Annotated in this window: 29 protein-coding genes; 12 read left to right on the plus strand and 17 right to left on the minus strand. The window is 62.6% G+C overall.

Annotated elements, in window-relative coordinates; all coding sequences use genetic code 11:
- Positions 1-23 precede the first annotated feature (23 nt).
- The gene (locus V3C85_RS14335) at positions 24-2,222 is read left to right on the plus strand and encodes a 3-hydroxyacyl-CoA dehydrogenase NAD-binding domain-containing protein (RefSeq protein WP_331795859.1); all 2,199 of its coding nucleotides are present in this window, start codon (positions 24-26) and stop codon (positions 2,220-2,222) included.
- On the opposite strand, the gene V3C85_RS14340 is transcribed toward V3C85_RS14335, so the two are convergent.
- From V3C85_RS14340 to V3C85_RS14370, 7 genes are all read right to left on the minus strand, one after another.
- Positions 2,219-2,827, minus strand: coding sequence for a Hint domain-containing protein (locus V3C85_RS14340; RefSeq protein WP_331795860.1), 609 nt, complete (start codon positions 2,825-2,827; stop codon positions 2,219-2,221). The two genes, V3C85_RS14335 and V3C85_RS14340, sit on opposite strands and share 4 nt — an antisense overlap.
- Before the next feature lie 108 nt (positions 2,828-2,935).
- Positions 2,936-3,592 (minus strand): sulfotransferase family 2 domain-containing protein, encoded by a 657-nt coding sequence (locus tag V3C85_RS14345; RefSeq protein WP_331795861.1) that lies wholly within the window; start codon positions 3,590-3,592, stop codon positions 2,936-2,938.
- A gap of 93 nt (positions 3,593-3,685) precedes the next feature.
- Positions 3,686-4,633, minus strand: a complete 948-nt coding sequence (locus tag V3C85_RS14350) for a 2-hydroxyacid dehydrogenase (RefSeq protein ID WP_331795862.1) — start codon at positions 4,631-4,633, stop codon at positions 3,686-3,688.
- A complete protein-coding gene (locus V3C85_RS14355; protein WP_331795863.1) occupies positions 4,633-4,968 on the minus strand; it encodes a tRNA-binding protein in 336 nt (111 codons plus the stop codon). Before V3C85_RS14355 ends, V3C85_RS14350 begins: the two co-directional genes overlap by 1 nt.
- A complete protein-coding gene (proC, locus tag V3C85_RS14360) occupies positions 4,965-5,786 on the minus strand; it encodes a pyrroline-5-carboxylate reductase (RefSeq protein WP_331795865.1) in 822 nt (273 codons plus the stop codon). The genes V3C85_RS14355 and proC overlap by 4 nt, the downstream gene beginning before the upstream one ends.
- A gap of 28 nt (positions 5,787-5,814) precedes the next feature.
- Positions 5,815-6,318 (minus strand): YbjN domain-containing protein, encoded by a 504-nt coding sequence (locus tag V3C85_RS14365; RefSeq protein WP_331795867.1) that lies wholly within the window; start codon positions 6,316-6,318, stop codon positions 5,815-5,817.
- Positions 6,319-6,541: 223 nt separating this feature from the next.
- Positions 6,542-6,796, minus strand: coding sequence for an accessory factor UbiK family protein (locus V3C85_RS14370; RefSeq protein ID WP_331795869.1), 255 nt, complete (start codon positions 6,794-6,796; stop codon positions 6,542-6,544).
- A 125-nt stretch (positions 6,797-6,921) separates the two neighbouring features.
- Here V3C85_RS14370 and lgt point away from each other — a divergent pair, with 125 nt between their 5' ends.
- From lgt to V3C85_RS14390, 4 genes are all read left to right on the plus strand, one after another.
- Entirely contained in the window at positions 6,922-7,797 is an 876-nt protein-coding gene (gene lgt / locus V3C85_RS14375; protein ID WP_331795870.1) for a prolipoprotein diacylglyceryl transferase, read from the plus strand.
- On the plus strand, positions 7,794-8,849 hold the full coding sequence (locus V3C85_RS14380) for a class I SAM-dependent methyltransferase (RefSeq protein ID WP_331795871.1): 1,056 nt from the start codon (positions 7,794-7,796) through the stop codon (positions 8,847-8,849). The genes lgt and V3C85_RS14380 overlap by 4 nt, the downstream gene beginning before the upstream one ends.
- Entirely contained in the window at positions 8,849-9,607 is a 759-nt protein-coding gene (gene pgeF, locus V3C85_RS14385) for a peptidoglycan editing factor PgeF (protein WP_331795873.1), read from the plus strand. Before V3C85_RS14380 ends, pgeF begins: the two co-directional genes overlap by 1 nt.
- Positions 9,608-9,877: 270 nt before the next feature.
- The gene (locus tag V3C85_RS14390; protein ID WP_331795874.1) at positions 9,878-10,030 is read left to right on the plus strand and encodes a hypothetical protein; all 153 of its coding nucleotides are present in this window, start codon (positions 9,878-9,880) and stop codon (positions 10,028-10,030) included.
- 399 nt (positions 10,031-10,429) lie between these two features.
- On the opposite strand, the gene V3C85_RS14395 is transcribed toward V3C85_RS14390, so the two are convergent.
- Positions 10,430-10,930 carry an Lrp/AsnC family transcriptional regulator gene (locus V3C85_RS14395; protein ID WP_331795876.1) on the minus strand — a complete coding sequence of 167 codons (501 nt, stop codon included), beginning with the start codon at positions 10,928-10,930 and terminating at the stop codon, positions 10,430-10,432.
- 194 nt (positions 10,931-11,124) lie between these two features.
- Here V3C85_RS14395 and trxB point away from each other — a divergent pair, with 194 nt between their 5' ends.
- Complete coding sequence (trxB, locus tag V3C85_RS14400; protein WP_331795878.1) at positions 11,125-12,063, plus strand: thioredoxin-disulfide reductase; 939 nt, start codon at positions 11,125-11,127, stop codon at positions 12,061-12,063.
- 73 nt (positions 12,064-12,136) lie between these two features.
- On the opposite strand, the gene V3C85_RS14405 is transcribed toward trxB, so the two are convergent.
- Both V3C85_RS14405 and V3C85_RS14410 read right to left on the minus strand, forming a co-directional pair.
- The gene (locus V3C85_RS14405; protein ID WP_331795880.1) at positions 12,137-12,364 is read right to left on the minus strand and encodes a DUF1150 family protein; all 228 of its coding nucleotides are present in this window, start codon (positions 12,362-12,364) and stop codon (positions 12,137-12,139) included.
- Between the two features lie 10 nt (positions 12,365-12,374).
- Positions 12,375-12,785 (minus strand): Hsp20 family protein, encoded by a 411-nt coding sequence (locus V3C85_RS14410; RefSeq protein ID WP_331795882.1) that lies wholly within the window; start codon positions 12,783-12,785, stop codon positions 12,375-12,377.
- Between the two features lie 224 nt (positions 12,786-13,009).
- Between V3C85_RS14410 and V3C85_RS14415 the strand changes: the two genes are divergently transcribed.
- The 3 genes from V3C85_RS14415 (at position 13,010) to V3C85_RS14425 (ending at position 14,852) form a co-directional block, all read left to right on the plus strand.
- A complete protein-coding gene (locus V3C85_RS14415; RefSeq protein ID WP_331795884.1) occupies positions 13,010-13,228 on the plus strand; it encodes a YdcH family protein in 219 nt (72 codons plus the stop codon).
- Between the two features lie 69 nt (positions 13,229-13,297).
- Positions 13,298-13,783 (plus strand): 5-(carboxyamino)imidazole ribonucleotide mutase, encoded by a 486-nt coding sequence (gene purE / locus V3C85_RS14420; RefSeq protein ID WP_331795886.1) that lies wholly within the window; start codon positions 13,298-13,300, stop codon positions 13,781-13,783.
- Positions 13,776-14,852: a 5-(carboxyamino)imidazole ribonucleotide synthase gene (locus tag V3C85_RS14425; protein ID WP_331795887.1), complete on the plus strand. Its 1,077-nt coding sequence runs from the start codon at positions 13,776-13,778 to the stop codon at positions 14,850-14,852. Before purE ends, V3C85_RS14425 begins: the two co-directional genes overlap by 8 nt.
- A 24-nt stretch (positions 14,853-14,876) precedes the next feature.
- On the opposite strand, the gene V3C85_RS14430 is transcribed toward V3C85_RS14425, so the two are convergent.
- Both V3C85_RS14430 and V3C85_RS14435 read right to left on the minus strand, forming a co-directional pair.
- Positions 14,877-15,272, minus strand: coding sequence for a DUF4864 domain-containing protein (locus V3C85_RS14430; RefSeq protein WP_331795888.1), 396 nt, complete (start codon positions 15,270-15,272; stop codon positions 14,877-14,879).
- Positions 15,273-15,359: 87 nt separating this feature from the next.
- The gene (locus tag V3C85_RS14435; RefSeq protein ID WP_331795890.1) at positions 15,360-16,940 is read right to left on the minus strand and encodes a lysine--tRNA ligase; all 1,581 of its coding nucleotides are present in this window, start codon (positions 16,938-16,940) and stop codon (positions 15,360-15,362) included.
- Positions 16,941-17,121: 181 nt separating this feature from the next.
- Here V3C85_RS14435 and V3C85_RS14440 point away from each other — a divergent pair, with 181 nt between their 5' ends.
- Positions 17,122-17,544: a tellurite resistance TerB family protein gene (locus tag V3C85_RS14440; protein WP_331795892.1), complete on the plus strand. Its 423-nt coding sequence runs from the start codon at positions 17,122-17,124 to the stop codon at positions 17,542-17,544.
- 72 nt (positions 17,545-17,616) lie between these two features.
- The gene (locus V3C85_RS14445; protein ID WP_331795894.1) at positions 17,617-17,817 is read left to right on the plus strand and encodes a YgaP family membrane protein; all 201 of its coding nucleotides are present in this window, start codon (positions 17,617-17,619) and stop codon (positions 17,815-17,817) included.
- 54 nt (positions 17,818-17,871) lie between these two features.
- Here the strand turns inward: V3C85_RS14445 and dacB are convergent, their stop codons facing one another.
- Positions 17,872-19,320, minus strand: a complete 1,449-nt coding sequence (gene dacB / locus V3C85_RS14450) for a D-alanyl-D-alanine carboxypeptidase/D-alanyl-D-alanine endopeptidase (RefSeq protein WP_331795896.1) — start codon at positions 19,318-19,320, stop codon at positions 17,872-17,874.
- 54 nt (positions 19,321-19,374) lie between these two features.
- Complete coding sequence (locus tag V3C85_RS14455; protein WP_331795898.1) at positions 19,375-19,971, minus strand: nicotinate-nucleotide adenylyltransferase; 597 nt, start codon at positions 19,969-19,971, stop codon at positions 19,375-19,377.
- Positions 19,972-20,178: 207 nt separating this feature from the next.
- Here V3C85_RS14455 and ettA point away from each other — a divergent pair, with 207 nt between their 5' ends.
- Positions 20,179-21,834, plus strand: a complete 1,656-nt coding sequence (ettA, locus tag V3C85_RS14460) for an energy-dependent translational throttle protein EttA (protein WP_331795900.1) — start codon at positions 20,179-20,181, stop codon at positions 21,832-21,834.
- 347 nt (positions 21,835-22,181) lie between these two features.
- Here the strand turns inward: ettA and V3C85_RS14465 are convergent, their stop codons facing one another.
- The 3 genes from V3C85_RS14465 to V3C85_RS14475 are packed head-to-tail and all read right to left on the minus strand — an operon-like array spanning position 22,182 to position 26,124.
- A complete protein-coding gene (locus tag V3C85_RS14465; RefSeq protein WP_331795901.1) occupies positions 22,182-23,414 on the minus strand; it encodes a glycosyltransferase family 4 protein in 1,233 nt (410 codons plus the stop codon).
- Entirely contained in the window at positions 23,411-25,015 is a 1,605-nt protein-coding gene (locus V3C85_RS14470; RefSeq protein ID WP_331795902.1) for an ABC transporter ATP-binding protein, read from the minus strand. Before V3C85_RS14470 ends, V3C85_RS14465 begins: the two co-directional genes overlap by 4 nt.
- Positions 25,012-26,124 carry an ABC transporter permease gene (locus V3C85_RS14475; RefSeq protein WP_331795903.1) on the minus strand — a complete coding sequence of 371 codons (1,113 nt, stop codon included), beginning with the start codon at positions 26,122-26,124 and terminating at the stop codon, positions 25,012-25,014. The genes V3C85_RS14470 and V3C85_RS14475 overlap by 4 nt, the downstream gene beginning before the upstream one ends.
- Position 26,125 lies beyond the last annotated feature (1 nt).

Below are 26,125 nucleotides of genomic sequence, written 5' to 3' on the forward strand. Positions count from 1 at the left end.
CGCAGATTGCGAGAGGACAAATGATGACCGATTTCACCATGACCACCGATGCCGACGGCGTCGCCACCCTCGTCTGGGATGTCAAATCCAAGTCGATGAACGTGCTTAGCCTTGAAGGCTGGGGCCAGTTGGAGGCGCTGATTGATCAAGCACTTGCCGACAGCGCCATCAAGGGCGTCATCATCACCAGCGGCAAGCCCGACAGCTTTGCCGGCGGGATGGATCTGAACGTGATTGCCCGGATGAAGGCCGAGGCGGGCGACAACCCCGCCAAGGGGCTGATGGATGGGCTGATGCGCAGCCATGCGATCCTGCGCAAGATCGAGCGCGCCGGGATGGACCCCAAGACGCTGAAGGGCGGCAAACCGATTGTCGCGGCCCTGCCGGGCACCGCCCTTGGCATTGGCCTGGAAATTCCGCTGTCCTGTCACCGCATCATTGCCGCTGACAACCCCAAGGCCAAGATCGGCTTGCCCGAGATCATGGTTGGCATTTTCCCCGGCATGGGCGGCACCACGCGCCTTGTGCGCAAGATGGGGGCCATGATGGCCGCGCCCTTCCTGCTGGAAGGCAAGCTGTCAGACCCCAAGGGGGCCAAGGCCGCGGGTCTGATCGACGAAGTGGTGGCCCCGGCCGACCTGCTGGCCCGCGCCAAGGAATGGGTGCTGTCAGCCAAGGATGCCGATCTGGTCAAGCCCTGGGATGCCAAGGGCTACAAGATGCCGGGCGGTGCGCCCTATCATCCGGCGGGCTTCATGACCTTTGTGGGCGCCAGTGCCATGGTGCATGGCAAGACCATGGGCGTTTACCCGGCGGCCAAGGCGCTGCTCTCGGCTGTTTACGAAGGTGCGCTGGTGCCCTTTGACACCGCCATCAAGATCGAGGCCCGGCACTTTACCAGCGTGCTGATGAACCCGTCATCCACCGCGATGATCCGCAGCCTGTTCATCAACAAGGAAGCTTTGGAAAAGGGCGCGAACCGCCCGACTGCACCAGACCAGACGGTGCGCAAGGTGGGCATCCTGGGCGCAGGCATGATGGGCGCAGGCATTGCCTATGTCTCGGCCCAGGCCGGGATCGAGGTGGTGCTGATCGACCAGACCCAAGCCGCCGCCGACAAGGGGCGCGGCTATTCCGAGGCCATTCTGGACAAGGGCGTGGCCCGCAAGAAAGTGACGGCGGACAAGAAAGAGCAGGTGCTGTCGCGCATCACCGCCACCACCGATCTGGCCGCGCTGAAAGGCTGCGATCTGATTGTCGAGGCGGTGTTCGAAGACCCCGCTGTCAAGGCCGAGATGACCCAAAAGGTCGAGGCGGTGATCGGTGCAGACTGCATCTTTGCCACCAACACCTCTACCTTGCCGATTTCGATGCTGGCCAAGGCCTCTAAACGGCCCGAACAGTTCATCGGCATCCATTTCTTCAGCCCCGTTGACAAGATGATGCTGGTGGAAATCATCAAGGGCAAGCAGACCGGCGATGTGGCTGTGGCCAAGGCGCTGGATTATGTGCGCCAGATCCGCAAGACGCCGATCGTGGTGAACGATGCCCGCTTCTTCTATGCCAACCGCTGCATCATCCCCTATATCAACGAAGGCATCCGCATGGTGGCCGAAGGGGTGGAACCGGCGCTGATCGAGAATGCGGCGAAACTGGTCGGCATGCCCCTGGGCCCGCTGCAACTGGTGGATGAGACGTCGATTGATCTGGGCGTCAAGATCGCCAAGGCCACCCGCGCGGCCATGGGCGATGCCTATCCCGATGGCGCAGTGGATGAGGTTCTGTTCTGGATGGCCGATCAGGGCCGGATGGGCAAGAAATCGAACGCCGGTTTCTATGCCTATGACGAGGCTGGCAAACGTCAGGGCCTGTGGCAGGGGCTGGCGGCACACTACCAGGTGCGCGACGACCAACCAGACCTGAGCGAAGTGCAACAGCGCCTGCTGATGGCTCAGACACTCGAGGCCGTGCGCGCACTGGAAGAAGGGGTGCTGATGGACATCCGTGAAGGCGATGTGGGTGCCATTCTGGGCTGGGGCTTTGCGCCGTGGTCGGGTGGCCCGTTTGGCTGGCTGGACATCATCGGCGCGGCCCGCGCGGTTGAAATCTGCGACAGCCTGACGGCCCGCTTTGGTGCGCGCTTTACCACGCCGAAAATGCTGAAAGACATGGCCGCCGCAGGCGACAGTTTTTACGGCCCCAAGGCCAGCAAAGCCGCCTAATCGCCTTGCAGGCGCTGCTGCCCGATGGCGGCGCCTGCCTCTTCGGCCATCAGGCAGGCCACCAGATGCCGCGCCTGTGACTGGCTGCAGACGGTATGCGCCGGGGCCGTCCAATCCTCGGCTTCCCATGCCTCTCCGGCACAAGACAGCAAGACGCCACGACTGGCATAAATCACCTGCGGCCGGTCAAACCGCAGTTGCACCACCTCGGCCGGGGCCGAGGGGCGAAACCGCGCAATCCCCCGCCAATGCTCAAGCGCGTCAGCCGGGATCAGCGCGAACGGATCGCCAAACAACAACTCGGCCTGATCGCTTTCGATCAGCACCTTTTGCTGCGGCAACAAGATCATTTCATCGCGGTTGTCCAAGGCCCAGACGGGCACGCGCAGCGGCCAAAGATCCGCCGGCCCTTCAAGGAACGGCGCGCGGAACAGCGCGGTGACCTGCTGCACCCCACCATCAAAGGTCAGCACGGTATCGCCCGGCACCAATTCTGCCGCGGGCAACCAACCACCAGGCGTGGCCACTGGGGTCGTGCCAAACAGACCGTCGGCAATCACCGGCGGCCCACTTGGCACAGGTCTTTGTGGCCCCATCCAGACCATGGTTGCATCCCTTTGACATGGCGCTGCGATTGCACCGCATCAGCGTTGCAGACATCTGGGGCAAGCCTGTCGCAGGGGCATGGCAGAAAAATGGCAATTGCCGTGGCTTTAGCGAAATCCGTCAAAGGTATAGCCAAAACGGTCAATATCTTCGGCACAAAGCCCGGCGATCAGATCAACATCGCGCGGCGCGAAATAGGGCCGCCAGTCCGGGTCTCGGTCCGAGGCGTTGATCTTTTCCAAGACCAGCCGAAAGCCCAGATGCGCCTCAAGCGGGGCCAGATCTTCGGCCAGCCATTCCAGCCGGATAAAGTGGCTGGCCCGCTCGACCCCATGACCGTCGCGCAGATAGGCGCCATAGGGCCACAGCCGCAGGCTGGTCTGGGTATGGGGATGGTGCAGAAAGCCCGAAAAATCATGCGCCTTGGCCAGCCCCACCGCCGGATGGGCAAAGGCCTGTCCGCGCAGCCAGTGGTAATAGCTGACCGCCCGATCCCAAGGATTGCGCACAAGGGCAAAGGTGTAGAACCGGGCGATCTCATCCTCTGTCACCAGCCCCAGAACATCACTCAGCGTCGAATGTTTCCACAATCGCCCCGCTGTTCTGACGCCATGCAGCCGCCCCTTGCGGGCGCGGGCCTTGGGCGTGTCACCGATCAGGATATCATCCTTCATCGCCCGCGCCTCCAGCGCCAGCGACAAGGCGGTGCCCCCGGTCTTGGGGATATGCACAAAGATGAACCGGCGCCCACGGGAAATGATCATGGCCAACCCCATACAGGGGGGCCGGCCGCGGGGGCATCGAGCCCCCTTGGCCGGCCCTGCCGGGGAAGATGGACAGGGCCGGTCATGCCCTTGTCAGACCGGGTTGGGCAGTGGTTTGCCCGCCGCAAAGGCCACCAGATTGTCAACCGCCATACGGCCCATATCCGCCCGCACCTCTAGCGCGGCAGTGCCCAGATGCGGCAGCAACGTGACATTCTCCATCGCCAGCAGGGCGGCAGGCACCTTGGGCTCATGCTCATAGACATCAAGGCCCGCCCCGGCGATCTGACCCGCCGACAGGGCCGCGATCAGGGCTGCCTCATCCACCACATCGCCACGGCTGATGTTGACGAAAATCGCATGCGACTGCATCTGCGACAGCGCCTGTGCATTGATCAGATGATGCGTTGCGGCCCCACCCGGCACCGCAACCACCACCACATCGGCGGCCAAAACCTCGGCCATCGAAACTTGCCGGGCCGGCACACCCGCATCGGCCACGGGCGAGCGGTTGAAGAACGTCACCTCCATCCCGAAACCGGCCTGACAGCGGCGCGCAATGGCCTTGCCAATCCGCCCCATGCCAATGATCCCCAGCCGTTTGCCCGACAGATGCATCCCCAGCATCTGCGTCGGATGCCAGCCCTGCCATGCCCCTGCGCGCACCATCCGCTCTCCCTCTCCGGCGCGGCGGGCGGTCATCAACATCAGCATCAGCGCGATGTCGGCTGTGGCATCGGTCACGGCACCGGGGGTATTGCTGACCTCCAGCCCTGCCGCACGGGCCGCCGCCACATCAATGTGGTTATAGCCCACCCCGAAATTCGCCAGCATCCGCGCACGGGGCTTGGGCACATCAGCAAAGACATCGGCCTTGTACAGATCGCCCAAGGTTGGCAACACCAGATCGTAGTCCCGCAGCGAGGCACGCAATTCATCAGGCGTCAACGGCAGCGTGCTTTCCCGCGCGGTCACATCAAAATGGTTGCGGGCCGCAGCCATGACAGTTTCCGGCAAGGGCCGGGTGATCAGCAGTTTCATCAAAACATCCTTCCGCCAAGTGGCACATCTTTATCGGGGCAAAGCAGAACAACCTCGCCCTCTGCATCTGGAACACCCAGGATCAAAACCTCGGACATCACTTTGCCAATCTGGCGCGGCGGGAAGTTGACAACCCCCATCACCAGACGGCCCGGCAATTCCTCGACACTGTAGTGCCGGGTGATCTGCGCGCTTGACCGTTTTTCCCCGATCTCTGGCCCGAAATCGACCCACAGCTTATAGGCGGGCTTGCGCGCCTCGGGGTAAGGTTCGGCCCGGGTGATCCGGCCCACGCGAATATCGACCCGCGCGAAATCATCATAGCTGATTGTCATTTCCCCAACGCGCGCCCCCGATCTGCCGCCGCCTTAACCGCGCGCCGCAACAGCGGCGGAAATCCCGTTTCCGCATCCATCAGCACCCCCAGGGCCGCCGCCGTCGTGCCCCCCGGCGAGGTGACGTTGATGCGCAATTGCGCCGCCGTCTCTGGCACCCGATGCGCCAGTTCACCAGCGCCGGTCACCGTCGCACGGGCCAGTTGCATGGCCAGATCGGCCGGCAGCCCCTCGGCCTCTCCGGCTGCGGCCATCGCCTCGATCAGATGAAACACATAGGCCGGGCCAGACCCGGAAACAGCCGTCACCGCATCCATCTGGTCTTCGCCCTGCAAACGCACCACCTGCCCCACGGCCGACAACAACTCTTCGGCCAGGGCCAGATCGCCCTGGGTGGCCGCCGCATTGCCGATGATCGCCGTGATCCCACGACCCACGGCAGCAGGCGTGTTGGGCATGGCGCGCACCAACCGCGTGTCGCTGCCAAAGACCGCTTCATAGCTGGCAATCGTCGTGCCTGCCGCAACCGTCAGCACCAGCACATCCTTGCCCGCAAATCCGGCGATCTGCGGCAGGGCCTCGCCCATCATCTGCGGCTTGACCGCGATCAGCACCACGGCAGGCGCCTCGGGCATGCCCTTGTTCACATGCAGGCCCTTGCGCGCAAGGTTCCTGACCCAATCTGACGGATGCGGGTCGATCACCCAGATCGACGTCAAGGCAAGCCCTCGGCCCAGCCAGCCTTCCAGCATGGCCGATCCCATCTTGCCGCAGCCCAGAATGACTATTCCGTTGCGGTTGATCTTGTCCAAAGTCATGGTCTTCCCCGTTTTCACGAGGCAGAGGTTAGGCCCGACCGTAGGCCTCGGCAATGGCTACCTGCATTGCAGCCTCGGGGGATTTGTCCCCCCAGCCCACCAATTGAAACGCGGGGTAAAACCGCTCGGCCGCCAGAACCGCACTGGAAATCAGCCGGTCAATCTGCTCGGGCCCGACAGGCTGCCCACCGGCCAGCACCAGACCATAGCGCCAAACCATCAGCTTCTGGTCGGCCCAATAGGTAAAAGCCCCGGTCCAGACCATGTCATTGCATCGGTTCAGCACATCATACAGCGCCGAAATCCGCCCCTCTGGTGGTTCCAGTTCAAACGTGCAAATCAGCCGCAGCGTTTCATCCTGCGCCGACCAGGCAAGGGTCAGCGAATAGGTGCGCCACTGGCCTTCGACCGCCATGGCGATCTGGTCATCCGTGACCCGGTCGAATTCCCAGGCATGATGGGCGGCCAGCGTTTCGACGATGTCGATCGGATGAGCGTCGTCGGTCGAAAAAAAGTCTTCTGCTAGTGACATTGCCCGGCCTCTTTATCATGCCCCCGCAAGCCAATGACCCACAGGATGCTGGGTGCCCGGCAAGGCGCTGCGTATGCCCGACAAAGCCCTTACTAGATATGGTGTGCCAGAAGCGAAACCCTGTAAAGCGATTTCTTGCGAAATCTCTTGTGGACAAGTCACAACCCCAAAGCAAAACGGCACCCATCGGGTGCCGCTGACAGCCAGACAGGGCTGAAATACGTTACTTCTTTTTGGCCGGGGTGGCCTCCAGCGCGGCGATGCGGGCCTCAAGGGCGGCGTTTTCCTCGCGCGCTTTCACGGCCATGGCGCGCACGGCATCAAATTCTTCGCGCGTCACGAAATCACGGTCGGCCAGCCAGCGGTCCATCAGGCTTTTCATCGCCGTCTCGGCTTCGGTCTTTGCCCCCTGCGCCACGCCCATGGCATTGGTCATCAGCTGGCTCATGTCGTCGAAAAACTTGTTGCGGGTCTGCATGGCCGTGGTCCTTTTACCGATCCTCCCTTATATGGCGCGGTCTGGCCGCGATCACAAGTCGGCGTGACAGATTGACATCCCCGCCCCCCTTGCCGACAAGGCTGAAAACCCGGTCCGAGGTGCGTATGTCCTACATCCCCTTCCCCTCTGTCTCGCCCGAGATCTTTGCGATCGAGGTCTTTGGGGTGACGCTTGCCCTGCGCTGGTATGCACTGGCCTATATCGTCGGCATCCTGCTGGCGTGGCGCATCGCGCTGGTCACGGTGCGGCGGCTTGATCTGTGGACAGGCGCGCCGCCGATGAATGCCGATCAGATCGAGCGATTTCTAACCTGGGTCATTCTGGGGGTCATCCTGGGGGGGCGGCTGGGGTTTGTGCTGTTTTACCAGCCCGGCTATTATCTGGAAAACCCCAGCCACATTCTGCGCGTCTGGGAAGGCGGCATGTCGTTTCACGGCGGCTTTCTGGGCGTCGTCACGGCGGCCTTCCTGTTTTTCCGCAGCGAGGCCATTCCCATGCGCAAAGCCGCCGATCTGATGGCGCTGGCCACCCCGCCGGGGCTGTTGCTGGGGCGGCTGGCCAATTTCATCAATGCCGAATTGTGGGGCCGCGCCACCACCATGCCCTGGGGCGTGGCCTTCCCGGGCGAAGCCGCGCAAACCTGCCCCGGTGTGGTCGGCATCTGCGCCCGCCACCCCAGCCAGCTTTACGAAGCAGCGCTAGAGGGCCTGCTGTTGGGCGGGCTGTTGCTGTGGCTGGCATGGCGGCGCGGCTGGCTGAAATATCCGGGCCGCATCGCGGGGCTGTTCTTTGCAGGCTATGGTCTGGCCCGCTTTGTGGTTGAATTCTTCCGCCAGCCCGATGCCCAGTTCGTCACCCAAGGCAACCCCCTGGGCCTTGCCTTTCATCTGAACGGTGTGGGGTTGACCATGGGGCAGGCGCTGTCGCTGCCGATGATCGCCGTGGGCCTTGTGCTGGTGCTGCGGGCCCGCCCGGCATGACGGTGCTGGCCGATCTGCTGATCCGCCAGATTGCGGCCACCGGGCCGATCACGCTGGCCGATTACATGTCGCAATGCCTGCTGCACCCCGCGCATGGCTATTATACCACCCGCCCGCCCTTTGGGGCCGAGGGCGATTTCACCACCGCACCCGAAATCAGCCAGATGTTCGGCGAACTGCTGGGGCTTGCCTTGGCCCAAAGCTGGCTTGACCAAGGCGCTCCCGCGCCCTTTACGCTGGCCGAACTTGGGCCGGGGCGGGGCACGCTGATGGCCGATGTGCTGCGCGCCACCCGCAGCGTGCCGGGCTTTCATGACGCCGCCCAGATCACCCTGGTCGAAGCCTCGCCCGCCCTGCGGGCCGCGCAGACACAACGGTTGCACCCTTGCCCGTTGCACCATCTGGATGTGGCCGATGGCTTGCCCGACCAACCCCTGTTCCTGTTGGCCAATGAATTCTTTGACGCCCTGCCCATCCACCAATTCCATTTCGATGGCCGCCACTGGCGTGAGAGGTTGGTGGGCCTGCGCGACGGCAAGCTGGCCCTGGGCCTGTCAGACCCGCTGCCCACACCACCCGCCACCCCCGCCTTTGCCGATCCCGCGCCCGGCCAAGTGGTCGAACTGTGCCTGGCCGCAGGCCCGGTGATGCAGGCCATCGCCACCCGCATCCGCCGCCACGGCGGGGTGGCGCTGATTGTCGATTACGGCGGCTGGCGATCTTCGGGCGATACGTTTCAGGCGCTGCGCCGCCACGCCTTTGCCGACCCCCTGGCCGAACCGGGCCGCGCCGATCTGACCGCCCATGTCGATTTTGAGGCCTTGGCCGATCTTGCCGCGCTGCCGATGCGCTATGACGAACAAGGCGCCGTGCTGCGGCGGCTGGGGATCGACGCCCGCGCGCAAAGACTTGCCCAAAACATGCCCGCGGATCGCCTGCAATCTCATCTGGCCGCGCATCGGCGCTTGACCGATGCGTCAGAAATGGGTTCGCTGTTCAAAGTGCTGGCGCTGCATGGCCCCGGTACCCCACCACCACCCGGATTCGTCTGATGGCCACCACACTGGAAATCATCACCTCAGACAGCCTGCCCCTGCAGCACGGGTTCTTCACCCGTAAAGGCGGGGCTTCATCGGGCATTTTTGCCGGGCTGAACTGCGGTGCCGGGTCCAGTGACCTTGCCGAAGTGGTCGAAATCAACCGCGCCCGCGTGGCCGAGGCGATGGGACTGCCTGCGACGCATTTGCTGGGCGTTCATCAGGTGCATTCGGCCGATGTGGTCACCGTGACCGACGCCACCGATGCCAGACCCCGCGCCGATGCACTGGTCACCGCCACCCCCGGTATCGCCCTGTCGATCCTGACCGCCGATTGCCAGCCAGTGCTGTTCGCCGATCCCAAGGCCGGCGTGATTGGCGCGGCCCATGCCGGTTGGCGCGGCAGCGTCGATGGTGTGCTAGAGGCAACGCTGACCGCGATGGAGACGCTGGGGGCCAGCCGTTCCGACATCACCGCCGTGATCGGCCCCTGCATCAGCCAACGCGCCTATGAGGTCGGGCCCGAATTCTTTGACACCTTCACCGCCGAAGACCCCGGATATGCCCGCTTTTTTGCCAATGGCACCGGCGACCGGCTGCTGTTCGACCTGCCCGCCTTTGGCTTGCACCGCCTGCGCAGCGCCGGTGTCGGCCATGCCGAATGGACGCGCCACTGCACCTATCACGACCCGGATCGTTTTTATTCCTACCGCCGCACCACCCATGCCCGCGAAGCCGACTATGGCAGGCTGATTTCGGCCATCCGGCTGTGAAACGGCGCAGGATTAAGGCAGGATTGGGCCAAAGGCCGCCATATTCTGCCTGAACAATCCCCCGTGTTTTTTGCTAGATCATCAACATTCGGCCCCAAAACGGCAGCCAAACCGCGTTTCCACCCGGCGCGGCCCCTGCCACAATCCGGCATCGGCTGAATTGCATTTTCCTTAATTCCTCACAATTCGGGCCAGATCGCTGCCCCAATGCCCGGTCATTCTGCACAAACGGCGCAACACAAGGTCGCCGGAATGCAAAGGAGAGGGTTCATGAAAAAAGAACGTCGCTGGCTGAAATCGGTGATCGCAGCAAGCCTGCAACCGCAACCGGCGCTTCCTTGGCAGCGCGGCGCCCGTCGCAAGCCTGTTGCCCTGAAAACACCCGTGGCCACGCCTGCCCCGCGCGCCATCGCCGCCCATTGATGGGGCAGCCCAGCGATTCGAGCGCTTTGATTCGGGCGCTTTCGCGCCATGACACGGGCCTGCGCCAGCCAATCGTTCGGCCACTGGCAACAATGATCACAGCCTAAGCCAGATCCTTCACGATCCGGTCAGCAATCGCAAAACTCTTTTGACAGGGTGCCGCAATTCAGCCATCTTTGCCACATGACGATCTTCCACCCCCGGGTGGTCTGGACACCGGTGTAAGACCCCTGACAGGGCAGCGTTATCCAGCACGATCGTTGCTTTGGCAAAGGCGGCTCCGGTGCTCCTCTGGCACGTTAACGGGGCCGCTTTTTGCATTGGGGCCATCGTTCATCGGCACGATCGTTGACAGGGCCCAGTTCAGCGCGCACAGCCGCTGACCGCCCCCCCCCCGCGTCAGGCTGACTTGGCCAGCCGATCTTCCAGCACGTCAAAAGGAACGCCCGGTTCATCCTTGGCACAGCGGATCACAAGGCTGGTCTTCACATTGGCCACATTCTCGGCTTTCAGCAGATCACCCGTCAAAAAGGCCTGAAAGCTGGACAGATCAGGCGCCACGCATTTCAGGATGAAATCGATCTCACCGTTCAGCATGTGGCATTCCCGCACCAAGGGCCAAGCCCGGCAGCGCGCCTCAAAGGCCGACAGATCCGCCTCGGCCTGACTTTGCAGCCGCACCATGGCAAAAACCTGCACCTCAAAACCCAGTTCGCGCGCATCAATATCGGCGTGATAGCCTTTGACATAGCCCGCCTCCTCCAGCGTGCGCACGCGGCGCAGGCAGGGGGGCGCAGAAATGCCGACGCGTTTGGCCAATTCCACATTGGTCATCCGCCCGTCAGCCTGCAATTCCGCCAGAATCTGGCGATCGATCGGGTCCAGCTTCGATCCGGCCATTCACGTCTCCTCAATCACGCCTGTATCTAGGGCCTCACCCGGCCTTGCGCAATTATATTTCAACAACACGGCAGAATATTTCGCCCATATTTCGTTTGGCTGCCCGTTTTCGCAACGCTTCGTCACAACCATACAGGGCCTTTTCGCCCTCGCCAGACCTGCCTATATGGGGCGGGACAAGACAAGAGGGCATCATGAGCGAGACAAGACATACACGCGTACTCATCATCGGCTCCGGGCCGGCGGGTTACACCGCGGCGGTCTATTCTGCAAGGGCCATGCTGAACCCCATTCTGGTGCAGGGCCTGCAACCGGGCGGCCAGTTGACCATCACCACCGAGGTCGAGAACTGGCCCGGTGACACCCATGTGCAGGGCCCCGATCTGATGGTGCGGATGCAAGACCACGCCGCCGCCATGGGGGCGGAAGTCATCTCGGATTACATCTCGTCGCTTGATCTGTCGCAGCGCCCCTTTGTGGCCCGCGCCGACAGCGGCACCACCTTTACCGCCGATGCCGTCATTCTGGCCACCGGTGCCCAGGCCAAATGGCTGGGCCTGCCGTCCGAGGAAAAGTTCAAGGGCTTTGGCGTATCGGCCTGCGCCACCTGCGACGGGTTCTTCTATCGCGGCAAAGAGGTTGTGGTGATCGGCGGCGGTAATACGGCTGTGGAAGAGGCCCTGTTCCTGACCAATTTCGCCACCAAGGTCACGCTGATCCACCGCCGCGACACGTTGCGCGCCGAAAAGATCATGCAAGACCGGCTGTTCAAGAACCCCAAGGTTGCGCTGTTGTGGAACCATGAAGTGACCGAGGTTCTGGGCACCGAGGCGCCCTTGGGCGTCACCGCCGTGCGTGCGCGCAATGTGGAAACGGGCGAAACCCAAGACGTGCCCTGCGCGGGCTTTTTCGTGGCCATCGGCCATGCCCCAGCCAGCGAACTGGTCAAAGACCAGCTTGAACTGCACCACGGCGGCTATGTCAAAGTCACCCCCGGCACCACCCAGACCTCAATCCCCGGCGTCTTTGCCGCTGGCGACCTGACCGATCATGTGTATCGCCAGGCCGTCACCAGCGCCGGCATGGGCTGCATGGCCGCACTGGATGCCGAACGCTGGCTTTCGGGCCACTGATCCGGCCCCCTTGCGCGCCAAAACAAAAGGCCCCGCACAGCGGGGCCTTTTTTTCATGGGTCACGCCACAGGCTCAGTGCACATTCACCGGGGCCAGGTCGTTCTGGCGCGCAAGGGCAAAGGCCAAGGCCCGGTCCTTGACCAGCGCCACCCGTTCGCCATCAGGGCGATGCACCGAATACACGGTCTCTACCCCACCAATCTGCTCTTGCAGCGCCTCGGGCAACTCGGCCACGGTGACGGGCCGGATATAGACAATCTGGCGTTCTGCCTCGGGCAGTGCGTTGAATTTCACGTTCATTCTGATCCCCTCACTTGCTGCCAATGCGAATGGTCTGCACCACGGTTTCGGGCACCGACCGCCGCAGATCAATGTGCAGCAAACCATGCTCCATGCTGGCGCCTGCAACCTCGACCCCATCGGCCAAGACAAAACTGCGCTGAAAGGCGCGGCTCGCAATGCCCCGGTGCAAGAACACACGCTCTTGCCCATCATCGCCCTGCTTGCCGCGCACCACCAACTGGCGGTCCTCGACCGTGATCGCCAGATCTTCCTCGCAAAAACCGGCAACGGCCAGCGTGATGCGATAGGCGTTTTCTGACGTGGCTTCGATGTTAAAGGGCGGATAGCCCTCGGTCGTCTTGGCGGTGCGCTCCACCAGCCGTTCCAGCTGCTCGAACCCCAAAAGGAACGGATGCGCGCCGAAGCTGAGTTTGGTCATCTTGATCCCCGTGCCCTTGATAAAAGCGACATCGTGTTCCCAGACCCCCGCAGGGCGCCCGGTTGTCATAAATATGGGGCCACCTTGCGCCAACTGCAAGGGCAGCCCCACCGGCAACTCTCTGTGACTTCTGGCAAAACAGGTGCAGATTCCTTCCCGCTGGCCCAGAAAATCGCTATATTATGATCAAACAACCAGAAACGACTCAGAGACTGAGCCCCGCCATGAACGCCCCCAGCGAACTCAATTTTGACGAAATGCTCAGCATCCGGCTTGAGGTTCTGCGGCGCGAACACCGCGATCTTGACGCAGCCATCCATGCGCTGGAAGAAACCGGTCGCCCCGACCAACTGACGCTGCGCCGGCTGAAAAAGCAGAAACTGGCCCTGAAAGACCAGATCGTGCGCATCGAAGATGACATGATCCCCGATATCATCGCCTGACCGCCCCCAACGCTTGCCCCCAAGGCGCACAAGCTGTAATCGCCCAAGGCAGCAATGCCGGAGGCACGAATGGCCGTTGACGTGGGAATCATCATGGGGTCGCAGTCTGACTGGGCCACGATGAAGGAAGCCGCCCTGATCCTGGACGAGCTGGGGATTTCGTATGAAACGAAAATCGTCAGCGCCCATCGCACGCCCGATCGGCTGTGGTCTTACGGCAAATCCGCCGTCAGCCGCGGGCTGAAGGTGATCATCGCCGGGGCGGGCGGGGCGGCCCATCTGCCGGGCATGATGGCCTCGAAAACGCGGGTGCCGGTGATCGGCGTGCCGGTGCAGACGCGGGCCCTGTCGGGCGTTGACAGCCTTTATTCCATCGTCCAGATGCCCAAGGGCTTTCCCGTTGCCACCATGGCCATCGGCGCGGCCGGTGCCGCCAATGCCGGGCTGATGGCCGCGGGCATTCTGGCGGTGTCAGACCCTGCCCTTGGCGCAAGGCTTGATGCCTGGCGCGACGCTCTGTCCGCCTCTATCCCCGAGGAGCCGCAAGATGACTGATGCCCTCTCCCCCGGCGCAACCATCGGCATTCTGGGCGGCGGCCAATTGGGGCGCATGCTTTCGGTCGCTGCCAGCCGTCTGGGCTTCAAGACGCATATCTATGAACCCGGCGCCAATCCGCCCGCAGGGCAGGTCGCCGACCGCGTGACCACCGCCCCCTACGAAGACCTCGCGGCCCTCAGCGCCTTTGCGCAAAGCGTTGATGTCATCACCTATGAATTCGAAAACGTCCCCACCGCCTCGCTTGACGCGCTTGAGGCGATCCGGCCCATACGGCCCAACCGCCGCGCGCTGGCCATCAGCCAGGACAGGATTCCCGAAAAAGACTTTCTGACCCGCCTTGGCCTGCAAACCGCGCCCTATGCCCGCGTCACCGATGCCGCCAGCCTTGAGGCAGCCATCGCCAAGATCGGCCTGCCCGCCATTCTGAAAACCACACGTCTGGGCTATGATGGCAAAGGTCAGGCCCGGATCATGACCGCCGCCGACGCGCCCGCAGCCCTTGCCGCCATGGCCGGGGCCGAGGCCGTGCTCGAAGGCTTTGTCGCCTTTCGGTTTGAAGTCAGCGTGATCGCCGCACGCGGGCTGGATGCATCCGTCGCCTGTTTCGATCCGGGCGAGAATGTGCACAGAGATGGCATCCTGCACAGCACCACAGTCCCCGCCCGCCTGTCGCCATCCCAGCGCACCGATGCCGTGCTGCTGGCCGCACGCATCCTGAATGCACTGGATTATGTTGGCGTGATGGGGGTCGAACTCTTCGTCACCGACACGGGCCTGATCGTCAACGAAATCGCCCCACGCGTGCACAATTCAGGCCATTGGACCCAACAGGGCTGCACGGTTGACCAGTTTGAACAGCACATCCGCGCCATTGCGGGCTGGCCTTTGGGCGATGGCACCCGCTTTGCCGATGTCACGATGGAAAATCTGATCGGCGACGATATGGCCCGTGTGCCCGCCCTTGCCCGCGAAAAGAACACCGCTCTGCACCTTTACGGCAAGGCCGAGGTCAAGCCCGGCCGCAAGATGGGCCATGTGAACCGTATCACCCGCGGCCTGTCCTGACCGAACCCCCGGCCGTGTTGGGCATCACGCCCCCACGCCCACATCAGGCAAAAGCTGCACCCCGTTGATCTGCCAGCCCTCTGGCGTCTCGATCATTTGGTAGTCCAGCACATGGGTGCGGCCTTGCTGATCGGTGATCATCACCTTTTGCCACAGCCGCCCATTCACCTCGCGCAGGTCCAGCATCCGCACGGTCTGCGGGCGGTGCACCATCGGATAGCCCTGCTGCACCATCTGGCCAAAGCGATCCGCTGAACCAAACAGGCCCTTGATCGTGGGCGAGGCAAAGCTGAAAGCCGTCGCAAAATCATCGGCCAGAAACGCATCAATCTGGCTTTGTATGGTGTTTCGGATCGGGCCTTCCTGTGCCGTGGCCGCCGTGGCCAGAAACAGGGCAGTGACAAAAGCAGTAACCCGCATGGCAGATTTCCTTTCGCAGACGTAGTCCCCAGCGAAAGCATAGTGCGGGCGGGCCCGGCGTCAAACGGGCCGCCCGTTGCCGATGGGTCAGGCGACCAAGGCGCCCGACAGGCCCTTGTCGATCAGGGCGACACTTTCCTTGATGCCGTAAAGTGCAACAAACCCGCCAAAGCGCGGCCCTTCGCTGGCCCCCAGCAGCACCTCATACAGCGCCTTGAACCAGTCGCGCAGCGGCTCGAACCCGTGATCCTTGCCAACGGCAAAGACCATGGATTGCAGCGCATCGGCATCTGCCCCGCCCTCCCAGGCCAGCAGACGGCTGCGCAAATCCTCGATGGCCGCGCGTTCCTTGGCATCGGGCAGGCGGAACACCCGCGTCGGCGCGATCTTGTCAGCAAAATAGCGCACGGCAAAGCCGGCGGCGGCGTCCAGATCGGGATGCGTTTCGGGCGAGGCATCGGGCGCATAGGCGCGGATATAGCCCCACAGCCCCTTGGCATCGGTCGCCCCGGCCACGCTGGCCAGGTTCAACAGCATGCTGAACGGCACCACCATCTTCGAGTCTGGCGGGTTGCCGCCGTGAATATGCCAGACCGGGTTGTTCACCTGCGCGTCAATATCCTGATCAGGATAGGCGCGCAGTTGCTGGTGATATTCATCCACAGCCCGCGGGATCACATCAAAATGCATCCGCTTGGCCGTCTTGGGCTTTTGATACATGAAATACGACAGCGATTCCGTCGCCGCATAGGTCAGCCATTCGTCGATCGTCAGGCCGTTGCCCTTGGATTTGCTGATCTTCTGACCCTGATCGTCCAGAAACAGCTCATAGGTCATGTGGTTCGGCTTGCGCCCGCCCAGAACCTCGCAGATGCCGTCATAGATCGGGGTGTTGGTGGAATGGTCCTTGCCATACATCTCGAAATCAACATCCAGCGCGGCCCAGCGTGCGCCGAAATCAGGCTTCCACTGCAATTTCACATTGCCGCCCGTCACCGGCAGCGTCCATTCGCGGCCCGTCTCGTCATCAAAGGTGATGGTGCCATCCTTGGCATTCACCTCTTTCATCGGCACATACAGCACCCGCCCCGTTTCAGGGTGAATGGGCAAAAAGGCCGAATAGGTCTGCTGACGCTCTTCGCGCAGCGATTTCAGCATGATCGCCATGATCCGGTCATAGCGTTCCGCGCAGCGCAACAGCGTCTCGTCAAAGCGGCCCGATTTGTAAAACTCGGTCGCGCTGATGAATTCATATTCAAAGCCGAATGTATCCAGAAACCGGCGCAGCATGGCGTTGTTATGCGCGCCAAAGCTGTCATATTCGCCGAACGGATCGGGCACGCTGGTCAGCGGGCGCTGCAAATGCTCGCGCAGCATCTCGGGGTTGGGCACATTGTCGGGCACCTTGCGCATGCCATCGACATCGTCGGAAAAACAGATCAACCGGGTCGGAATGTCCGAAATCACCTCGAACGCACGGCGGATCATCGTCGTGCGCGCCACCTCACCAAAGGTGCCGATATGCGGCAGACCGCTGGGGCCATAGCCGGTTTCGAACAGCACATAGCCCTTTTCCGGCGCCTTCTTCTCAAAGCGTTTCAGAATTGCGCGGGCCTCTTCGAACGGCCAGGCCTTCGATTTCATCGCGGCATCGCGCAAAGTCGTCATTGCTGTCTCCATCGCTGCCGTTTGCCCCGTGCATCCGGCCCGAACCTCCTAGAGTGCAACGCCGCAAGGGTCAACGCCTAGCATCGGCAAAGCCGCTGCCGCTTGCGGGCCTGCGACCCACCGCCCCTTGCCGCAATGCGGCGCAGCCCTTAGGTTTGACGCAATCGTCAAAGGAAAACCCATGCTGGATTCGCCCTCATCAATGTCTGCGCAAGATGCGCTGATCGCCGTCATGGTGGCAGTCTCGGCCGCCGATGAACAAATGCGCACCTCGGAACTGGTCGCCATTCAGCGCATGGTCAACCATATGCCGGTCTTTGCCGCCTATGATCTTGATCGCATCACCGGCGTCAGCCAGATCGTCTTTGACCTGTTTGAAGAAGAAGACGGGCTAGAGGCCCTGTTTGGCCTGATCCGCGATGCGCTGCCCGAACGCCTGCATGAAACAGCCTATGCGCTGGCCTGCGACATCGTCTCGGCCGATGGCAAGCTGCGCGACATGGAACTGCGCATGCTGGAGGAGGTGCGCGAAGAACTGGCGATCGACCGCCTGCATGCCGCCGCCATCGAATGGGGCGCGCGGGTGCGGCATATGAAGCCGTAACATTCACGTTCTTGAATTTATATCAGGGCCGGGTTATATCGGGCGGGTCGCTTTATGAAAAGGCCCAAGCCCATGACCCTTGATCGTTCCGTTCTTGCCTTTGCTGGCATCATGACCCTGCTCTCGGTCGCGCTGACCCTGTGGGTGTCGCCGCTGTTCATCTGGTTCACCGCCTTTATCGGCGTGAACATGCTGCAATCGGCCTTCACCGGCTTTTGCCCGGCTGCGATGATCTTCAAGAAACTGGGCATCAAGCCCGGCTGCGCATTCTGATTGCGGCCGGGGCGGGCCCTTGGCCTGCCCCGACTGGCCCCGGCTGCACCTGCCTCAGCTGAACGCCTCGGCCCAGCGAGAAATCAGTTGCGCCTGCAGCGCCCGCGCCCGCCGTGTCCAGGCCTCGCCCCCCGGCGGCACCTCGCGGTCCGCTTCGGCCAGGGCCTCACGCCGGGGCACATCGGCGGCAAAGATGGCAAACACCAGATCGCGCCCCTGCGCTGGCCGGATATGCCCCGCCAGCCCCGAGACGAAATTCAGCGTCCCGCTCTTGGCCAGCACCTTGACGGGGTGATCCTTGATCACCTTGCCCTGCGCATCCTTCATCCCGACATCGCGCAAGATCCCGGCCAGTGCCGTGCCCCGCGCCCCGCGCAGCAACCGCGCCAGATCGCCCGCCGTCACCCGGCTGGCCGCGCCAAGGCCCGAATGATCGACATGCAGATTTCCCACGCCATAGCGCGCCCGCACCCAGTCGGTCATCGCCGCCCCCGACTCTGCCAGACTGCCCGCGCCCGAGGCCCGCAACCCCACGCATTCCGCCGTGATATTGGTGGAAAACCGCAGCATATCGCGCAACACCTCGGTCAGCGGTTCGCTTTCGACCCGGGCCAGCTCTTGCCCCACCGGCTCGGCCTCCAGCCGCTCGGGCTGGCCCAGCGCGATGCCTTGGGCGCGGGCCAGCGTCTGGAACACCTCGGCCAGATAAAGACCGGGCAGCCGCACCGGCAACCAGCGGCCCCCGCCCTTGCCCAGACCGCTTTCGGCCACGGTCCAATCCTCGGCCACACCGTTCCGCGCATAGGTGAACAGCGGCGCATCGCGCCCCACCACCTTCATCCGCGCCATCGTCACCGCAGGCACAAACCGCTCGCCCCGGGCATCCATCGTCAGGCCCCACCCGGCGCCCTGCCGCTTCCATTCGAAATAGACCCGGTTGAAATTCAGGTTCAGCCCGCTCAGGCTGGCATTATATCCCACCTGCACCGGCTGATCGTCGGCAATCTGCGTCACCGTCGGCAAGGCCCCGTCCCAGATCAGAAACCGGCCCGACAGCCCGGTGATCCCGCGCTGCGCCAAGGCCGCCACCAGATCGCCCAACTGATCGGTCTGCAAGGTCGGATCTCCGCCCCCTGCCAGCACCAGATCCCCCTGCACCACACCGCCCACAACCGGCCCGGTCGCCAGCACCCGCGTGGCAAAGCGAAACTCCGGCCCCAACCGCTCCAGCGCGTAAAGCGCCGTCACCGCTTTGGCGACACTGGCGGGCGGCACCGGCTGATCTGGCGCCCGAGCCTCCAGCACCGCGCCGCTGTCGGCATCCATCACCACGAAACTGACCACCCCGGTCAGCTTGGCCGCCGCCACCAACCCATCGGCCGAGGCCATGCCCCCACGCGGCACAGGCCGGGGCGAGCGGTCGGGCGCCTCGGCCCAAGCCTGCCCCACCGGCACCATCAGCCCCGCAAGCGCCGCCTGCACAAACCCGCGTCTTGAAAACATCACCGACAAAATCCCTCAACCCGTCCGCAGCCTACGCCACGGGCCCGCCGCTTTTCAACTGCGCCATTCCCCCCGCGCCCTGATATCGCTGGACGAGGCCTTGTGCATCGGCAGGTTCAGAAAGGCCCAGACCGGGGGGGCACGAAACTCTAGCGCCTCGCCCCGCTTTAACCGCGCTTGGCCAAACACCTGCGCGGCATGGCTCAGCCGCGCCCGCAGCCCCTTGCCCGGCCGCGCCAGCACCGCCACCGGCAAGGCCCGTAGAATATCTTGCCACCGGTCCCAGCGGTGCAACTGCGCCAGATTGTCGGCCCCCATCAGCCAGACAAACGTCACCCCCGGATACATCGCCTGCAACCGCCGGATCGTGGCATAGGTATAGCGCGTGCCCAGATGCACCTCCAGATCGGTGATCCGCACCCTGGGGTGCTGCATCACCGCTCGCGCCCGCGCCATCCGCTGCGCCATCGGTGCAGGCTGGCGGGCCTTCAGCGGGTTGCCGGGCGTGACCAGCCACCAGACCTGATCCAGATGCAGCCGCTTGATCGCCTCACGCGTGATATGGGCATGCCCGTCATGCGCGGGGTCGAACGACCCGCCCAACAGGCCAATCACCTGCCCCTTTTCCGCATGGGGAAACCCCGCCCGCATCGCCGCCCTCCCGCGTGCCGTCGCCCCCGTTTCATCGGTCTGGCACGGCAAAGTCAATGCCGGCCACAGCGCAGACCCACCCGGCACCCGCCCCTTTCCCCGCTTTTTTTCCCGCCAGTCCCCCAACCGCCGCGCCCGTGCATTGCTCCTTGGCCGTGTTTCGCCTATCTGGGGGGCAATTCAGATCATCACACGGGATCACAGGCCATGGCTTCCTATCAGTATGTCTATCACATGGATGGCGTCTCCAAGACCTATCCCGGCGGCAAGAAAGTGTTCGAGAACATCCGCCTCAACTTCCTGCCCGGCGTTAAGATCGGCGTCGTCGGCGTCAACGGTGCCGGTAAATCCACCCTGCTGCGCGTCATGGCCGGCTGGGACAAGGATTTTCAGGGCGAAGCCTGGGCCGCCAAGGGCGCCAAGGTTGGCTATCTGCCGCAGGAACCCAAACTGGACGAGTCGCTGGATGTGCGCGGCAACGTCATGCTGGGCGTGGCGGAAAAGCAGGCCAAGCTTGACCGCTATAACGAACTGGCAATGAACTATTCCGACGAGACGGCCGAAGAAATGGCCCGCCTGCAAGATGAGATCGACGCCGAGAACCTGTGGGAACTCGACAATCAGGTCGATATCGCGATGGAGGCCCTGCGCTGCCCGCCCGATGATGCCAATGTCAGCACCCTGTCCGGGGGCGAACGTCGCCGCGTGGCCCTGTGCAAACTGCTGCTCGAAGCCCCAGATATGCTCTTGCTCGACGAACCGACCAACCACCTTGATGCCGAAACCATCGCGTGGCTGCAAAAGCACCTGATCGAGTATAAGGGCACCATCCTGACCGTCACCCACGACCGCTATTTTCTGGATGACATCACCACCTGGATTCTGGAACTGGAACGGGGCCGCGGTCTGCCGCACGAAGGCAACTATTCCTCGTGGCTTGACGCCAAGGCCAAGCGCCTGGCGCAAGAGGCCCGCGAAGACAAGGCCAAGCAAAAGGTTCTGGAAAAGGAACTGGAATGGATTCGCGCCGGGGCCAAGGCCCGTCAGGCCAAATCCAAGGCCCGGATCAGCGCCTATGAAAAAATGGCCGATGAATCGGTCAAGGAACTTGTTGGCCGCGCCCAGATCATCATTCCGCACGGGCCGCGGCTTGGCTCTAAGGTCATCGAATTTGAAAACGTGTCAAAGGCGATGGGTGACAAGCAGCTGATCGAAAACCTGACATTCATGCTGCCCCCCGGCGGCATCATCGGCGTGATCGGCCCGAACGGGGCCGGCAAATCGACGCTGATGAAGATGATTACCGGGCAGGAACAGCCTGACAGCGGCACCATCACCCTGGGGGAAACCGTGCAACTGTCTTATGTCGATCAGTCGCGCGACAGCCTTGATCCGAACAAGAACGTCTGGGAAGAAATCTCGGATGGGCTTGATATCGTGGTTCTGGGCGATGCCGAGGTGAACAGCCGCGCCTATTGCTCGTCGTTCAACTTCAAAGGCTCGGACCAACAGAAAAAGGTCGGCATCCTGTCGGGTGGGGAACGCAACCGCGTTCACATGGCCAAACTGCTGAAATCCGGCGGCAATGTGCTGCTGTTGGACGAACCGACCAACGATCTTGACGTCGAAACCCTGCAAGCCCTGGAAGCCGCGATCGAAGAATTCGCGGGCTGCGCCGTGATCATCTCTCACGACCGCTTCTTCCTCGACCGCCTCTGCACCCATATCCTCGCCTTCGAAGGCGATGCGCATGTGGAATTCTTCGAAGGCAATTTCGACGAATATGAAAAAGACAAGATCCGCCGCCTTGGCGCCGATTCCGTCGAACCCAAGCGCGTGAAGCACAAAAAGTTCTCGCGCTGATCCACCACAGCCCCCCGCCCCAACTCGGGCGGGGGCGCCCCCGGCCCTGTGCCCCCGGTTTTGCCAACGGGAACCCAAACCCTGCCTGCGGCGTTCTGATCGCAGTGACGGGCAAAAGGAGTTTTCCCATGAAAGGCATCTTCGCTTGGCTGATCGGCATCCCGATCCCGATCATCATCATCCTGTATCTGGTGGATGTGTTCTAAGCGGCACCCGGTGGGGTCTGTTCCCCCTCACCGGGGCCAATGCTGTCGGGCCAATTCTGAACAGGGTATGAATTCGGGTAGACAAGCCCTTGATTTTTCAGGGCCCGGCGGGCGTCTCTGCCACAGACACCCCCAAACACATCACTGCCCTTGCGGCCCCAGACTCTCGATGAATTCAACCATCTTGGGCAGGCAAACGGTTTTCAGATCGTAATTCTGCACCGCAAATTCCCGCGCCGCCACCCGCAGCGGCTGATATTTCTCGGGCTTGGCCAGCGCATCAATCAGCGTCTCAGACCAGCCCTTTACATCAAAGAAATCAACCAGCAACCCGGTCTTTTCATGGGTCAGCACTTCTTCCACCGGGGCCGTCTTCGACCCCACCACCAGACACCCCGCCGCCATCGCCTCCAGCATCGACCACGACAGAACGAACGGGTAGGTCAGATAGGCATGGGCCCGGCTGACCTGCATGACATTCACAAAGACCGGGTAAGGCACCTTCCCCATGAAGTGAACGCGGTTCAGATCGATCTTGTCGCGCACCTCACTCAGGATCAGCTCTTTCCAGCCCTTCGCCCCTTTCGGCGCCGCCCCATAGCTGACCTCATCCCCCCCCACGATGATCACCTGCGCCTGCGGCCGGGCTGCCAGAATTTCGGGCAACGCTCGCATGAAGATATGATAGCCGCGATAAGGCTCGAGGTTACGGTTCACAAAGGTCAGCACCTCATCCCCTGCCGCCACCGTCGCCCCGTTCGGCAAGCGCACCTTGGCCTCGGGGTTGGGCTGCATCACCGATGTATTGACCCCGTCATGAATGACGCGAATGCGCGGCCGGATACTGGCCGGATAGGTGCTGGCCTGCCAGACCGTCGGCGACAGCGCCGCATCGGCATGCAGCACCGCCTGCCCCAGATGCGCGGCACGCCCCCGTGCAATCAGAACCTGATCCAGCCCATAGGGCGTGAACTCGGTATCAAACCCGACATCCGCCCCCGCCCCTTTGTAATAGAACTCGGCATAGACCAGCAGCTTGGCCTCGGGCCAGATCTCATCCAGAAACAGCGTCTCGCCCCAGCCCGAATGGCCAAAGATCACATCAGGCCGATAGCCCTGTTCATCCCGCAGGCGCTGGCAGGCACGGGCCACGGTGACGCCACGGTCACTCATCGTGGTATAGTTTCGGCCCAAGCGGGTCTGCGCCGGATCAACCTTCATGCCCTCATGCTTGTAGCGGGCGGTCTTGACCGTGGACTGACGGTTGTTCACCGCATCGGTCAGCGCCATCACATCATGGCCTCGCCGGGCCAGTTCCGGTGCAAGATGTAAGAATTGACCCGGAAAATTCTGATGCAGAAAAAGGATCTTCACACAAACTCTTTCACTTTGGAGACGCCGAAAGCCGCAGCCATCAGCGCTTTGGTATATTCGGTCTGCGGTGCGTCGAAAATCAAGCGGCTTTCGCCGGATTCAACCACATCACCGGCCCGCATCACCATCACCTTATGCGCCAGCGCTCGGACCACGCGCAGGTCATGACTGATAAAGATATAGGCCAGCCCCCATTTGGCCTGCAACTTGCGCAGCAGATCGACGATCTGCACCTGCACCGTCATGTCCAGCGCGCTGGTCGGTTCGTCCAGCACCACCAGTTTGGGCCGCAAGATCATAGCGCGCGCAATCGCGATGCGTTGTCGCTGCCCGCCCGAGAATTCATGCGGATAGCGCCCCATCGTGGCCGGGTCCAGGCCGACCTCGGCCATGATCTCGGCCACCATCTGTTGCCGGTCACCCGACACGCCGCCAGCGTGGATGCCAAGCCCTTCGGCGATGATCTCGGCCACCGTCATGCGCGGGCTCAGGCTGCCATAGGGGTCTTGAAACACGATCTGCATATCGCGCCGCACCGGGCGCAATTGGGCCGTGCCAAGGCCCGAAATATCCCGCCCCAGCACCACAATCGGCCCGGTCGAGGGCACCAGCCGCAGAATAGCCAAGGCCAGAGTGGTCTTGCCCGAGCCAGACTCGCCCACCACCCCCAGCGTCTCGCCTTCGCGCACCGACAGGGTGGCGGCGTTCACGGCCTTTACATGGCCCACCGTGCGGCGCAGCAGGCCCGCCGTGATGGGAAACCACACGCGCAGACCTTGGGTGCTGACCACCTCTGTCGCGCCCGCGGGCACCGGGTCGGGCTGGCCCTTGGGTTCAGCTGCCAACAGCTTTTGCGTATAGGGGTGCTGCGGGTTGGCAAAGATTTCGGCGGTCGGGCCTTGCTCGACAATCTCGCCGGCCTGCATCACGCAAACCCTGTCGGCAATGCGCCGCACGATGCCAAGGTCATGGGTGATGAACAACAGGCTTAACCCTTCGGTCGCCTTGAGTTCGGCCAGCAGATCAAGGATCTGGGCCTGAATGGTCACATCCAGTGCCGTTGTCGGTTCATCGGCGATCAGAAGTTCGGGGCCGTTGGCCAGGGCCATGGCGATCATCACACGCTGGCGCTGCCCGCCCGAGAGTTGATGCGGATAAGACCCAAGACGGCTTTCCGCATCGCGGATGCCAACCTTGTTCAGCAGATCAAGAATACGCGCCCGCGCCGCCGCGCCTGTCAGCGCCTGATGCAGGGCCAGGCTTTCGCCCAGTTGCTTTTCAATCGTGTGCAGCGGGTTCAGGCTGGTCATCGGCTCTTGGAAGATAAAGCTGATGTCATTGCCCCGCACCCGGCGCAGATCGTTTTCGGCGGCGCCGATCATCTGGGTGCCGTTATAGGTGACCGACCCTTCAACCAGCGCGTTGTCGCCCAGCAAAGACACGGTAGAAAGCGCTGTCACCGACTTGCCCGAGCCGCTTTCGCCGACGAGTGCCACCGTTTCGCCCTTGGCCACCGAAAAGCTGACACCGCGCACGGCCTGCACCAGCCGACCGTCTTGGCGGAAGCTGATCTTCAGGTCTTTGACGTCAAGCACGGTCATTGAAAGGTCTTTCGCGGATCAAAGGCATCACGCACGCCTTCGAAGATGAAGACCAGAAGGCTGAGCATGATGGCAAAGGTGAAAAAGGCGGTAAAGCCCAGCCACGGCGCCTGCAGGTTCTGCTTGGCCTGCTGGGTCATCTCGCCCAGTGACGGCGCGCTGGCAGGCAGGCCAAAGCCCAGAAAATCAAGGCTGGTCAGGGCGCCGATGGTGCCGGTGATGATAAAGGGCAACATGGTCAGCGTGGCCACCATGGCATTGGGCAGCACATGGCGGAACATGATCACCCGGTCGGGCACGCCAAGGGCCTTGGCCGCGCGCACATATTCAAAGTTGCGTGCCCGCAGGAATTCAGCCCGCACCACGCCAATCAGGCTGGTCCAGCCAAACAACACCATCAGAAACACCAAAAGCCAGAAGTTCATGGTGAACACGGCCGACACGATGATGATCACATACAGCATCGGCATCGCGCCCCAGATTTCGATGATGCGCTGCAAGATCAGGTCGGTCAGCCCGCCGAAATAGCCCTGCACCGCCCCGGCGGCGATGCCGATGATCGATGTCAGCGCCGTCACGATCAGCGCAAAGCTGACCGACAGGCGAAACCCATAGATCACGCGGGCAAGCACGTCGCGGGCAGTATCGTCAGTGCCCAGCCAGTGACGGGAATCAGGGGCCGAAGGCGCCGCCGTGCCGATGTCATTGATGGTGGTAAAGCTGTAGGGGATCGGCGCCCAGACGATCCAGCCTTTGACGAAATCCTCGGTGCTGTCTGCAAGCGCGCCGTTTTCGGCGGCCACGATCACGCCTTCGGGGTCGTCGAAACAGGTTTCGGTCCCCCCCGCGATGATCAGGCACTGCACCTCGATATCGCGGTATTTCGCCTCGGTCCTGAAATCGCCCCCAAAGGCAGTTTCGGGATAAAAGCGCAGGAAAGGCGCGTGCAATTCGCCGCGATAAGACACCAGCAGCGGCTTGTCATTGGCCACCAGTTCCGCGCAAAGCGAGATGCCGTAAAGGATGCTGAAAATGATCAGCGACCAAAAGGCCCGGCGATTGGCCTTAAAATTCCGCCAGCGGCGTTGATTCAGCGGGGAAAGTGCCATG

Source organism: Pseudotabrizicola sp. L79 (assembly GCF_036553525.1).
In the GTDB taxonomy this organism is placed as follows: domain Bacteria; phylum Pseudomonadota; class Alphaproteobacteria; order Rhodobacterales; family Rhodobacteraceae; genus Pseudotabrizicola.